This is a genomic window from Intestinimonas sp. RTP31139st1_F5_RTP31139_211217 (assembly GCF_040226735.1).
GTDB lineage: Bacteria > Bacillota > Clostridia > Oscillospirales > Oscillospiraceae > Intestinimonas > Intestinimonas butyriciproducens.
Genome location: NZ_JBCOAQ010000052.1, coordinates 1 through 11,104 on the forward strand (window position 1 = coordinate 1; position 11,104 = coordinate 11,104).

Below are 11,104 nucleotides of genomic sequence, written 5' to 3' on the forward strand. Positions count from 1 at the left end.
AAATAGACAGCGCCTCCGCAGTCCCGGGACTGCGGAGGCGCTGTCTATTTCTTGCTCGGACCGGAAACTTACGGTCCACCACCCCTGCGTTTGTTTTTGCGGCGCTCCCCAAGGGAAAGGGATCGCCGCCCGCTCTGCGGATGAGAGCGAAGGTTTTCGGCGGAAACTACTTCCGCTCCTCCTGGTAGCGCGGGTCCTCCAGCAGCTCCTCCATCCAGGCCTTGTACAGGGCGGGCCTGAAGTCGGAAGCGCCGCCCAGTGTGGGATTTTTTCCGAAAATCTGCAGATTGGCCAGGGACAGGTCCACCGTGGCCGTATACATCCGGTTCTGGATGGCTCTGGGATCGGTGAAGGGATATCCCGCGTAGTACTCGGCCTCCCAGAAATTCATACTGGGGCCGATGATGCTGGCGCCGCCCCAGAAGACATTGAAAAGATCCTTCCCCGCCAGATTCGAGGTGACCACATAGATGTGGTCTACGATGCTGGCTGAGACCAGCGAGGCATTCCCCAGTGCTGTGCCGTGGCATTTGGCGTGGGCGGAGAGGTTCAGATAGGCCCGGCAGCCCTTGGCGGCGTAGTAGCGCATCAGCTCCGGAAAACAGTAGGAATCATAACAGATCCCCACCCCTATGGGGCCCCAGGGCGTCTGGAACAGGAAGGGGTCCCTGCCGCGGATGGCCCAGTGGGGCTCGGGGTAGGCCAGATGGATCTTGCGGTATACGCCCAGGATCCCCTCCGGACCGCAGACACAGGCGGAATTATAGACCGCTCCGGGGGCCCAGCGATCCCGCTCCGGCAGACCGAAGGCCACATAGAGACCGAATTTCCGTGCCGCTTCGGCAATGCGCTGGGAGGAAGGCCCCGGTACAGTCTCCGCCTGCAGAACCTGCATTTTTTCCGCCTTGGGCTGCTCTTTCTTGTCGTCGTAACCGGTCAACGCCATCTCCGGAAAGACCACCAGGTTGGAGCCCTCGCCGGCGGCCAGCTCGATATAGTCCAGCATGCGCTGGAGGTTGAGCTCTTTCTTTCCCCAGATGGCGTGAAAGGCCACGGTGGAGATCTTCATCACATGCTTCATATCGGTGATCCTCCGGCCTTACGGGTTATGGTCGTCGCCGGGCGGGGCGCAGCGCCCCAGGCGGGAGCCGTCTTCCCCACGCAGAAAGCGCGGGCGCGTCACAGCCCCAGAGACGCTTTGTTTTCCCTGGCCAGCTGGTAGTAGTGCTGGGTGTGGTCCAGACGCTCGGCCAGACTGCCCTCATCCAGCGTCTTGATGACCTTGGCGGGAGAGCCCACCACCACGGAGAAGGGGGGGATCACCGTGCCCTTGAGCACCAGGGCCCCGGCCCCGATCACAGAGCCCCGCCCGATATAGGCCCCGTCCAGGATGACGGCGCCCATCCCGATGAGGCAGCAGTCCTCGATGGTGCAGGCGTGAAGGATGCAGTTGTGGCCCACGGTTACGTTGTCGCCGATGATGGTGGGGATGCCGCTTCGGGCGTTCAGGCCGCTGCGCCCGCTGTCGGCATGTACGGTGGTGTTGTCCTGGATGTTGCTCCACTTGCCGATGGCGATGTGGTTGACGTCGCCCCGTACCACCACGTTGTACCAGATGCTCACGCCCTCGGCCAGGGTGACGTCGCCGATGACTCTGGCGCCGGGGGCGAGAAAGGTGTTCGGATCGACCAGGGGGAAATGCCCCTTATAAGGATAGAGCGTGCTCATGTTGTCTTATCCTCCTGTTGCTGTCTGCGGGCAGGGCCCGGCTCACGATTTGCGCACCTCCACCCGAATGGTGTCCAGAAGCGCCTGGGCCGCCTGGGTGGCGGAAAGACGATTGTGGACGATCTCCTCCCGGACCTCCGCCGTGCGCGCGATCACGGCGGGGTTGTTGAGGATCTCGCTGCGAAGCTGCTCCTCGGTCATCTGCCAGACCCAGTCCAGCGTCTGCTGCTGGCGGCGGCTCTGGAGGCTGCCGCGCTTTTCCCTGATGTCCATGAAGGTCATCACCCCGTCCCAGATCTCCGCGATGCCCTCGCCGTTCAGGGCGGAGCAGGTGTACGCCTTCGGGGCCCAGCCCTCCACCACGGGGCGCAGATAGTGGAGCACCTGCTCATATTCCGAGCGGGTCACCAGGGCCTTCTGCTTGTTGGCGCCGTCGGCCTTGTTGACCAGAATGGCGTCGGCGGTCTCGATGACGCCCTTTTTGATGCCCTGGAGGTCGTCGCCGGCCCCGGTCAGTACCACCACCAGGAAAAAGTCCACCATGGAGCGCACGGCGGTCTCGCTCTGTCCCACACCCACCGTCTCCACCAGGATGGTGTCGAAACCGGCCGCCTCACACAGGAGCATGGTCTCCCGGCTCTTGCGGTTCACTCCGCCCAGGGTCCCGCCGGAGGGGGAGGGGCGGATGAAAGCGTCCGAACGCTTGGAGAGGGTCTCCATTCGGGTCTTGTCACCGAGGATGCTGCCCTTGCTGACAGAGCTGGAGGGGTCCACCGCCAGCACGGCCACCTTTTTGCCCAGATTGCACAGGTAGTTGCCCAGCGCCTCAATGAAGGTGCTCTTCCCCGCGCCAGGTACGCCGGTAATGCCCACCCGGACGGAATTCCCCGTGTGGGGAAGAAGGCGCTGGAGAATCTCCTGGCCCAGAGCGAAGTGCTTGGGAGCGTTGGATTCAATGAGGGTAATGGCCTTGGCGAGCATCATGCGGTCTCCGCGGAGGACTCCCTCCACATAGTCGTCCACCGTATATTGCTTGCGGACGAACCGGGCCGGACCGGGCTCGGAGGGATGCCCGACCTCATCGATTCCGCTCATGACCTGACAGGCAAACTCCTTGCCGGCGTCGCTGGGGGCCCATTCCGGCTTGTAAGTCGTATAATTTTCCAAAAAACCTCCTCCTAGCTCTTCATTCTGTATCAAAAGTATACGCTCCGCCCATAGAAAAGTCAAACCTTTTCAAGCTCGGAAAGCTTCGCACTTTCGCCGCCGACCGTAAGGCAAATACCGAATGTTTCCTCCACTCTTTTTCATTTCCTTTGACAGCAGCCGGACCCGCCGTTACAATGGGGGATAACGGCGCCTCCCGCGGAGAGCGGGCCGTCCCGGCCCAGGGAGGAAGGGCGTCAAGGAGGGCCCCATGAAGAAAAGACTGCCGGCGCTGCTGCTGGCTTTGAGCATGCTTGCCCCGCTACCCGCAAGGGCGGCGCAGCCGGAGACGCCTCCCGTCTCCCCTTGGGCGTGCGAGGCCATGTATGAGGCGTTGGCACTGGGGCTGTGGGAGGCGGACGGGACCGACAGCGTTCTGGAGGAGATCACGGACGAACAGCTGGAGCGGATCGGGTCCATAGTGTCCGACCGTCTGGCGCTGCTGAAGGCCCCCGCCCGTGCGCCGGCGCCTCCGCCGGCGATCGACACCACCAGGGGCGGAGTCGTCAACGCCCTCTACCGGCAGGCGGCGGTCTGGGATTTCCCGGAGGTGGAAGCGGATGCGGACGCGGTGGACTGCCTGGTGGAGATGGGGGTGCTGCTGGGCAGGGGAGAGGCACGGGACCTGGCGCTGGAGAGCCCCTGCACGCTTCAGGAGGCGCTGGTCATGGCGCAGCGGCTGGTGCTGCATCTTTACGACCGCCGCGGCGCGGGCGCCCAGGGCTTTCTCTGGAGGGCCGAGGGCAATGGGAACACCCTCTATCTTCTGGGCACCATCCACGTGGACCGGGACAATATCTATCCCCTCTCCGGGCGGCTGCGGGAGATCATCGCCGGTGCGGACGACGCCATCTTCGAGGTGGACTTTGGAGACAAGGAGGACACGCAGGCATTCCTGGCCATGCAGGATTACCCCGAGGGGGAAGCCCTGCGGGACCATGTGAGCGGTGCGCTCTTCCAGGAGGCGGTGGCCGTGGGGGCGGCGCTTCCGCAGCCCTACACCATGGACGAGGCGGCGGTGGACCGATATAAGCCCTGGGCCTATGCCAATCTTGTGAACAGCGTCACCCTTCTCATGGGAGAGGACAGCCTGGAGGACCCTCTGGCGGTGGATACCTACATATATAATAAAGCGGTCAGCAGCGGCGTGACTGTGGACGCGGTGGAGAGCTATGTTTACCAGGGTGAGCTGTTTGACAGCCTGTCCGGTCCCTACCAGGCCGGATATCTCTCGGGGGCTCTGTCCGGCTTCCGGGCCGCGCAGCGCGGCGATACCGTCTCCTCCGGCGTAGAGGATATCTCCCGCTGGGTGGAGTGGTGGAAGAGCGGGGACGCGGCCTCCTTTGCCGCCGCCTACGGCAAGGACGAGGTACTGCGCGCCGCCGACGAGCTCGACGAGCGCCTGCTGCTCCGCCGGGACCCCGGCATGATCGAATACGCCGACCGCTATCTGAGCGCGGAAGGTCCCCGCACCGGCATCCTGGTGGTGGGCGCGGCCCATATGATAGGAGAGACCGGCGTAGTGCGGGGCCTGCAGGCGCTGGGCTATACCGTGGAGCTTGCGCCGGACGGGCGATGAGATCAAAACAGGGCGTCCCGCCTGCGGGACGCCCTGTTTCTGCTTGAAAAAGGATGCGGAGTGCCGCCGCCCTTACGCGGCGGTGGGCTGAGGCTCCAGCACCCGGGCCTTCTGGAGCAGGACCAGAATGGGGGGGATGACCAGAAGCTGGAGGATGATGCCGGGCAGAGCGGTGACGAAGGCCGCCGTGAAGAAGATCTGGAAGGAGTAGGACCCGGCGCGGAAGATGAGCGCATTCACCACGCCGTACACCACGCGGCCCGCCAGCATGGCGGAGACCAACTGGACGTACACCGAGGCGGTGCGGCTCCTGAGGCGGATGAACTGGCTCATGAGGCCGGACACTAGGCCGTAAGCCGCCAGCTCGCAGAGCATGGAGGGCAGGTAGGCCGCAGGGGGCATACCGGTGAGCAGGCTGGAGAGCAGCGGTGCCAGAATGCCGCAGGCCAAGCCGTAGGGCCAGCCGCAGGCCAGGCCGCACAGCAGGACGGGGATGTGCATGGGCAGCAGTACGCTGCCTGCATTGGGCACCATGTGGAAGGCCTGGGGTAATACCACGCCCAGGGCCGCGCACATGGCCGCCATGACCAGTTTTCTGGTGGCGCTTTGTTTCATGGGGAAGAGTCCTCCTTCATTTCCTGAAAAAGCCACGAAAACAGCGGCCCCACTTCCTGCGGGACCCTGCCTTCGTGGCTTTCCATTCTGATATGCGGGGGAGAGAACGGTCATGCCGCCTTCCTGACGGCTTTCTGTCGATCCATTCTACCGCAAATTGGCACTACCTGTCAAGGAGAAAAGAAACGACCCGCCGGGGGACAGGAGCAGGATGGCGATCCTGACGACCCCGCCGCACCTGCGCACAGGAACGTGCTGTTTCACGGGCCGGAGTTTGGCGACCGGCTGATCATTGTGGGCCGCTGCCGGCCCTGCGCTGGTGGGATTTCGAGCCGGAGCGCCTGCCGCCTTCCCGCCCGTGCTCTGCGACGGGGATCTGGAGGCGGTTGCGGCAGATGATCCGCGGAATGCAGGATGGCCCGCCATGAGCAGGAAGGGCCGTCCGGGCCTCCGAGCCGGCGACGGATCAGAAAAGAACAAATGATTTGCATGGACGGCAAAAACGGGACACTGTTTCAAACAGTGTCCCGTTTTCGTACCTTATCGAATGCCCAAGGGGCCGATTACCGCTGCCAATTCCAGTGCATCACCAGCGGTGAGCGCTCTGCAAGGACGGAGGGAGCTGCGGAGGACGAGGGAGCGGGAAATGCCCCGACAAGCGGAGAAAATGCGCCCTTCATCGCCTGTAAGCTTAGAGAGAATCGTTTTTTACAGACTCCTGATAGTAAATCCCCCATGCCTTCATAGACTCCAGAATGGACCGCATGCTTTCCCCCAAGTCTGACAGGCGGTATTCCACTCGTGGGGGCACTTCGGGATATACGGTGCGCGTGATGATACCGTCCGACTCCATAGAGCGCAAGCTGTCCGTCAAAACCTTTTGACTGATCCCGTCCAGGTCTTTTTTCAACTCGTTGAACCGCCAGGGGCGGTCCAGCAGATTTCGTAAGATCAGCAGTTTCCATTTGTTCCCGATCAATTGAACGGTCGTAGCCACTGGGCAGGCCGGAAGTTCTTCTTTTGTCAGCATTTCCATGCCCTCCTGCAAAAGTAATTTGGATGATGTTATATCCAATTATAAATGTTAGATGCGAGCGGGGTCAAGTGGTTACAAAAAGGTGACTAAGTGAGAAAAAAGTGCGTACTTTTCCTGGAACATCCAGCATGTTATCGTATATCTGGAAGTCGAGAGACGCGATTTCACTTCTAACAAATATAAAAGGAGGAACGACTGATGGGACTGAAGCATTTGTTTGGCTGGGGCATCAAGGCTGAGAGCAAGGCTGCCACCGCTTGCGGCAGCGCCTGCGGCGCCGGTGACCCCAAGCCCACCGCTTGCGGCAGCGCCTGCGGCGCCGGCGACCCCAAGCCCACCGCCTGCGGCAGCGCCTGCGGCGCCGGCGACAAGCAGTAAGGCCCCCGCGCCCCTTCGGGGGCGCATTTCCCAAGCGGCGGAGCGGTCCACAGCTTGGGAAACGCGCTCCCCAGACCACCCACGCACAAACAGGAGGAACACACGATGGAATACTTTGCTTTTCAGTGGCACATTACCGAAGCCTGCGACCAGCGGTGCAAGCACTGCTACATCTATGCCCTGGGCTCCCACGCCAAATTCAAGGAGATGGCCCTGGCGGATATGGTCAAGGTCATTGAGAACTGCCAGACCTTCTGCGAGAAGGCGGGGCGGCTGCCCTACTTCTACCTCACCGGCGGCGACCCCATCCTCCACCCTCAGTTCTGGAAGCTGGCCGGGCTGCTGAAGGAGCGGGACCTGCCCTTTGCCATCCTGGGCAACCCCTTCCATCTGACGGATGAGGTGTGTCGACGGCTGGCGGAGCACGGCTGCCGAAAGTATCAGCTCTCCCTGGACGGCCTGCGGGACACTCACGACCGCATCCGCCGGCCCGGCTCCTATGACGAGACACTGGCGGCCATTCCTCCGCTGAAGAGAGCTGGTATCGCTGTGGCCGTCATGGCCACCGTGTCCAAATGGAATGTAGCCGAGATCCCCGCCCTGGTGGACGTGGCGGTGGAGCACGAGGCGGACATCTTCGCCTTCGCCCGGTACTGCCCCTCCATGGCCGACCGGAACGTCACCTGCTCCCCCCAGGAGTATCGGGACATGATGGAGGCCTGTTGGGAGAGGTTCCAGAAGTACGAGGCACGGGGCTGCAAGACCACCTTCAGCCTCAAGGATCACCTGTGGATCCTGTTCCAATACGAGAAGGGGCTCTTTGATCCCGGGGACTACCCGAAGGACGACATGATCTACGGCGGATGCAACTGCGGCAACTGCCATATGACCATCCTCTCAGACGGGGCGGTGTACGCCTGCCGCCGGATGGAGAGCAGGGTGGGCAATGCCCTTGTCGACGATCTCTTTGACCTGTTCACTGGGGACACCTATGAGGAGTACCGCCGGTACGACAAGTTTGAGAAGTGTGCCGGGTGTGAGCTGTGGCGGTTCTGCCGGGGATGCCCCGCCGTGGCCGCTGGATACCACGGCAGCATGTACGCCCCCGACCCCCAGTGCTGGAAAGAGGTCTGATCATGGATATTTTTGATCTGATGTGGACCCGCCGCTCCATCCGCAAATATCAGGACCGGCAAATCCCGCGTCAAGCCCTGGAACAGGTGCTGCGGGCGGGAAGCTGGGCCCCCAATGCCGGAGGCGGACAGCGCACCATGCTGGTGGGGCTCCGGGACCGGACGCTGGTGGAGCGGCTGGGGCGGGTCAACGCCGCCTGCATGGACCGCTCCAGGCTGCTGGGCGGCCATGTGTCGGCGGAGCAGCCCTCCATTATCGACGACCCAGCCATCAAAAGCGGCTTCTACGGGGCCCCCGCCGTCTGCGCTGTATTCGCGCCGGAGAATTTTCTCTACAGCATCCCGGACGCCTTCTGCTGTGCGGAAAATATGGTACTCGCCGCCACCGGGCTGGGACTTGCCTCCTGCATCGTCGCACGGGGAGAGGAGACCTTTGACAACAGCCTTGGGCGGGAGCTCATGAAGGGATGGGGGGTGCCGGAGGGGTGGAAGGCCCGGTGCTTCGTCCTGCTGGGATACTGCGCGGGGGACTATCCGGCCCCCAAGGCGCGTCGGGCGGGAAGGGTCCTGATCATAGATGGGGAGGAGCGGTGACATGGACGCTAAAACTTGTCTGGAGAAGCTGGGCTATGTGGGGGTGCTGTCCTTCGCCACCGTGGATCGGTGGGGCGCGCCCCAGGTACGGTGCGTCAGCGCCGTTCACTATGAGCCGGAGGCCCTCTATTTCTTCACCGCCCGGGGCAAGGACTTCTGCCGGGAGCTGGAGCGGGACGGACGGGTCCAGGTGATGGGATACACCAAATACAAGGAGATGATCCGTCTGTCCGGAAGGGCGGAGGCTGTTCCGGAGACGGAGCGGACCCGCTGGATGGACACGATCTTTTCCGAGCAGCCCTATCTGGCCAACGTCTACCCCGGGGACACCCGGCATATTGGAGCAATATTTTGCATCCGAGATTTTTCCATCGAATACTTCAACTTAGGGGTCAAATCCATCTTCCGGGAGAGTTGGGCGGTGGGAAACAGCCGGCCAAGGGCAAAAGGCTATGGAATCACCCCCGATTGTATCGGCTGCGGACGCTGCCGGACCGCCTGTCCCCAGGGGGCGATCGACCCGGGGACACCCTTCCGCATCCGACCAGAGAACTGCCTGCACTGCGGCGCCTGCGCCGAGGCCTGCCCGGCAGGAGCGGTCAGGCCGAGAGGGGACGACTGCCATGAGAACGCTTTTTGAACCGCCCACGCTGGGCGGCGTGGGCGCCATTGTGACCAGCTGCGCCTATGTCTGCCGGGAGGAGCATCCCAACCCCCGGATGCTGGGCGTTTACGATGACAGCTTCCTCCCTGAACGGTCCGGACCTCCTGGGGCCCTCATCCGGCAATGGCAGGAGGACCCGGAGAAAAAGCCGCGCTGTGTGTCCTGCGGACGCTGCGTCCAGACGGAGGGGAAAAACTGTGTATTTCATTCGTGAGGGAGGGAGTATGGAGAATGCTTTGGAGCAAGCAGACAATCTTAAACAGGGATCCTGCGGCCGGAGCGGTGTTCCGGCTCCGCCGCGCCCTGGAGGGGGCCGACGCTGTGGTGATCGGCGCCGGGGCCGGCCTGTCCGCCTCGGCCGGGCTCGCCTATGACGGAGCGCGGTTCAGAAAGTATTTTTCTGATTTTGGGCAGAAATACGGCTTTCACGATATGTATGCCGGCGGCTTTTACCCCTATCCCACGCCGGAGGAGCACTGGGCCTATTGGAGCCGCTATATCCTGATCAACCGCTACATGGACGCCCCCAAGCCGGTCTATCAGGATTTGCTTGCGCTGGTCAAAGACAAAGACTATTTTGTGCTGACCACCAACGTGGACCACTGCTTTCAGAAGGCGGGCTTTGACAAGAAGCGGCTCTTTTACACCCAGGGGGACTACGGCCTGTTCCAGTGTGCGCAGCCCTGCTGCCGGGAGACCTGGGACAACGAGGAGGCCATCCGCCGGATGGTCAGGGAGCAAAGAGCCGGGAAGATTCCATCTGAGCAGATTCCGTGCTGCCCGAACTGCGGCAGGTCCCTGACCATGAACCTGCGCTCGGACGACAGGTTTGTCCAGGACGAGGGCTGGTACCGGGCCGCTCAGCGGTATGAGGACTTCCTGCGGCGGCACCGGCGGGGAAAGGTCCTCTATCTGGAGCTGGGGGTGGGCTACAACACCCCGGTCATCATCAAATATCCCTTCTGGCAGCTGACCGCCAAGAACCCCGATGCGGTTTACGCCTGCATCAACCTGGGGCAGGCGGAGTGCCCGGGGGAGATCGGACGGCGCGCCGTCTGTATCGACGGCGATGTCGGTGCGGCGCTTGCCGAGCTGCTGGCTCTCAATAGGGGGGCAGCACGGAGCCGCTTGCACACCCACGGCGGAAGTTGGGCTGAGAAGAGGGAGAGCCGGGGATGAGTCGGATCCTTGCAAAGGCAAGTATCGATCGGCTGCACCACCGGGAAAGGAGGGACCGCAGGATGGACCGACTGAAACAAATCGAAGAACTCAATCAGTTTTTGCTGGAAGAGATGCCCCGGTACCGGGAGCAGGCAGCGCAGTTTCCCCACACGGTATCGGAACAGCGAAGGCTGCTGCGGAGCCTGATGAATCTCCGGCCGCCCATGCCCCTGGACCCCGCATTTCTTCGGCCGCAGGACAAACTGCTGTCCACGGAGCGGGAGGAAAAAGGCGTGGTGGATGGGGACCGGCTCCCTGGGACTCCAAGCGACCAAAGGCTGGCGCTGTGGCAGGGGGACATCACCCGCCTAAAGGTGGACGCCATCGTGGACGCAGGCAATAGTGCCCTGCTGGGCTGCTTCTGTCCCTGCCACGGGTGCATCGACAACGCCATCCATTCGGCGGCTGGGCTTCAACTGCGGGACGAATGCGGACACATTATGAAGGCCCAGGGCCACCCGGAACCTGCCGGCCGGGCCAAGCTGACAGAGGGCTACAACCTGCCCGCCCGGTATGTCCTGCACACGGTAGGCCCCGTCGTGGGCAGGCAGACGACGGCCCGGGACCGGGCGGACCTGGCCTCCTGCTACCGCTCCTGTCTGGAACTGGCGGCGGAACATGGCCTGAAAAGCGTGGCCTTCTGCTGCGTCTCTACCGGAGAGTTCCACTTCCCGCACAAAGATGCTGCGGAGATCGCGGTGGGGGCAGTAAAGGCGTTCCTGGAAACACGGTCCCCGGTGAAAAGGGTGATCTTCAATGTCTTTCAGGACTTGGACGCAAAGATCTACCGGGGTCTGCTCTGACCTGTGTGCTGGGCAAGCCGGGCGATGGAGGAGGCCCAGCCTTCCTTACGGCGGCGCACCGTCCGAAATCCCTCCACGCCGGACTCAAAGTCGGTGCGCAAACAAGCCCCGGACTGAAAGGAGAAGCAGCGCGACACACGAGAGTGT

13 protein-coding genes are annotated in these 11,104 nt (G+C 62.7%); 8 read left to right on the forward strand and 5 right to left on the reverse strand.

Features of this window, described 5'->3' with window-relative positions:
• Window positions 1-166 precede the first annotated feature (166 nt).
• The 3 genes from ABUA09_RS16900 to meaB form a co-directional block, all read right to left on the reverse strand.
• A complete protein-coding gene (locus ABUA09_RS16900) occupies window positions 167-1,081 on the reverse strand; it encodes a carbon-nitrogen hydrolase family protein (RefSeq protein WP_349949551.1) in 915 nt (304 codons plus the stop codon).
• Between the two features lie 98 nt (window positions 1,082-1,179).
• Window positions 1,180-1,728 (reverse strand): gamma carbonic anhydrase family protein, encoded by a 549-nt coding sequence (locus ABUA09_RS16905; RefSeq protein WP_349949552.1) that lies wholly within the window; start codon window positions 1,726-1,728, stop codon window positions 1,180-1,182.
• 42 nt (window positions 1,729-1,770) lie between these two features.
• Entirely contained in the window at window positions 1,771-2,895 is a 1,125-nt protein-coding gene (gene meaB / locus ABUA09_RS16910; RefSeq protein ID WP_349949553.1) for a methylmalonyl Co-A mutase-associated GTPase MeaB, read from the reverse strand.
• A 250-nt stretch (window positions 2,896-3,145) separates the two neighbouring features.
• Here meaB and ABUA09_RS16915 point away from each other — a divergent pair, with 250 nt between their 5' ends.
• Window positions 3,146-4,513 carry a TraB/GumN family protein gene (locus tag ABUA09_RS16915; protein WP_195615278.1) on the forward strand — a complete coding sequence of 456 codons (1,368 nt, stop codon included), beginning with the start codon at window positions 3,146-3,148 and terminating at the stop codon, window positions 4,511-4,513.
• 72 nt (window positions 4,514-4,585) lie between these two features.
• Here the strand turns inward: ABUA09_RS16915 and ABUA09_RS16920 are convergent, their stop codons facing one another.
• Window positions 4,586-5,128, reverse strand: a complete 543-nt coding sequence (locus ABUA09_RS16920; RefSeq protein ID WP_033118366.1) for an ECF transporter S component — start codon at window positions 5,126-5,128, stop codon at window positions 4,586-4,588.
• A 691-nt stretch (window positions 5,129-5,819) separates the two neighbouring features.
• Window positions 5,820-6,158 carry a winged helix-turn-helix transcriptional regulator gene (locus tag ABUA09_RS16925; protein ID WP_033118364.1) on the reverse strand — a complete coding sequence of 113 codons (339 nt, stop codon included), beginning with the start codon at window positions 6,156-6,158 and terminating at the stop codon, window positions 5,820-5,822.
• A 204-nt stretch (window positions 6,159-6,362) separates the two neighbouring features.
• Here ABUA09_RS16925 and acgA point away from each other — a divergent pair, with 204 nt between their 5' ends.
• The 7 genes from acgA to ABUA09_RS16960 all read left to right on the forward strand — a co-directional run bounded on the left by acgA (window position 6,363) and on the right by ABUA09_RS16960 (window position 10,957).
• Window positions 6,363-6,542: an ACGX-repeat peptide gene (gene acgA / locus ABUA09_RS16930; RefSeq protein WP_033118363.1), complete on the forward strand. Its 180-nt coding sequence runs from the start codon at window positions 6,363-6,365 to the stop codon at window positions 6,540-6,542.
• 105 nt (window positions 6,543-6,647) lie between these two features.
• Window positions 6,648-7,676, forward strand: coding sequence for a radical SAM/SPASM domain protein, ACGX system (gene acgM / locus ABUA09_RS16935; protein WP_195615277.1), 1,029 nt, complete (start codon window positions 6,648-6,650; stop codon window positions 7,674-7,676).
• Window positions 7,677-7,678: 2 nt separating this feature from the next.
• Window positions 7,679-8,269 carry a nitroreductase family protein gene (locus tag ABUA09_RS16940; RefSeq protein ID WP_208319740.1) on the forward strand — a complete coding sequence of 197 codons (591 nt, stop codon included), beginning with the start codon at window positions 7,679-7,681 and terminating at the stop codon, window positions 8,267-8,269.
• Between the two features lies 1 nt (window position 8,270).
• Entirely contained in the window at window positions 8,271-8,909 is a 639-nt protein-coding gene (locus ABUA09_RS16945; protein ID WP_227152239.1) for a 4Fe-4S binding protein, read from the forward strand.
• Window positions 8,893-9,147, forward strand: coding sequence for a hypothetical protein (locus ABUA09_RS16950; protein WP_279204735.1), 255 nt, complete (start codon window positions 8,893-8,895; stop codon window positions 9,145-9,147). Before ABUA09_RS16945 ends, ABUA09_RS16950 begins: the two co-directional genes overlap by 17 nt.
• A 17-nt stretch (window positions 9,148-9,164) precedes the next feature.
• Window positions 9,165-10,112: an SIR2 family NAD-dependent protein deacylase gene (locus ABUA09_RS16955; protein WP_349949554.1), complete on the forward strand. Its 948-nt coding sequence runs from the start codon at window positions 9,165-9,167 to the stop codon at window positions 10,110-10,112.
• 62 nt (window positions 10,113-10,174) lie between these two features.
• On the forward strand, window positions 10,175-10,957 hold the full coding sequence (locus ABUA09_RS16960; RefSeq protein WP_195974271.1) for a protein-ADP-ribose hydrolase: 783 nt from the start codon (window positions 10,175-10,177) through the stop codon (window positions 10,955-10,957).
• Window positions 10,958-11,104 lie beyond the last annotated feature (147 nt).

Coding starts and splice junctions, on each gene's coding strand:
- ABUA09_RS16945 (WP_227152239.1), top strand. CDS start 8,271: ATGGACGCTAAAACTTGTCTGGAGAAGCTGGGCTATGTGGGGGTGCTG.
- ABUA09_RS16950 (WP_279204735.1), top strand. CDS start 8,893: ATGAGAACGCTTTTTGAACCGCCCACGCTGGGCGGCGTGGGCGCCATT.
- ABUA09_RS16920 (WP_033118366.1), bottom strand. CDS start 5,128: ATGAAACAAAGCGCCACCAGAAAACTGGTCATGGCGGCCATGTGCGCG.
- ABUA09_RS16960 (WP_195974271.1), top strand. CDS start 10,175: ATGGACCGACTGAAACAAATCGAAGAACTCAATCAGTTTTTGCTGGAA.
- ABUA09_RS16955 (WP_349949554.1), top strand. CDS start 9,165: ATGCTTTGGAGCAAGCAGACAATCTTAAACAGGGATCCTGCGGCCGGA.
- acgM (WP_195615277.1), top strand. CDS start 6,648: ATGGAATACTTTGCTTTTCAGTGGCACATTACCGAAGCCTGCGACCAG.
- ABUA09_RS16915 (WP_195615278.1), top strand. CDS start 3,146: ATGAAGAAAAGACTGCCGGCGCTGCTGCTGGCTTTGAGCATGCTTGCC.
- ABUA09_RS16925 (WP_033118364.1), bottom strand. CDS start 6,158: ATGCTGACAAAAGAAGAACTTCCGGCCTGCCCAGTGGCTACGACCGTT.
- ABUA09_RS16905 (WP_349949552.1), bottom strand. CDS start 1,728: ATGAGCACGCTCTATCCTTATAAGGGGCATTTCCCCCTGGTCGATCCG.
- acgA (WP_033118363.1), top strand. CDS start 6,363: ATGGGACTGAAGCATTTGTTTGGCTGGGGCATCAAGGCTGAGAGCAAG.
- ABUA09_RS16900 (WP_349949551.1), bottom strand. CDS start 1,081: ATGAAGCATGTGATGAAGATCTCCACCGTGGCCTTTCACGCCATCTGG.
- ABUA09_RS16940 (WP_208319740.1), top strand. CDS start 7,679: ATGGATATTTTTGATCTGATGTGGACCCGCCGCTCCATCCGCAAATAT.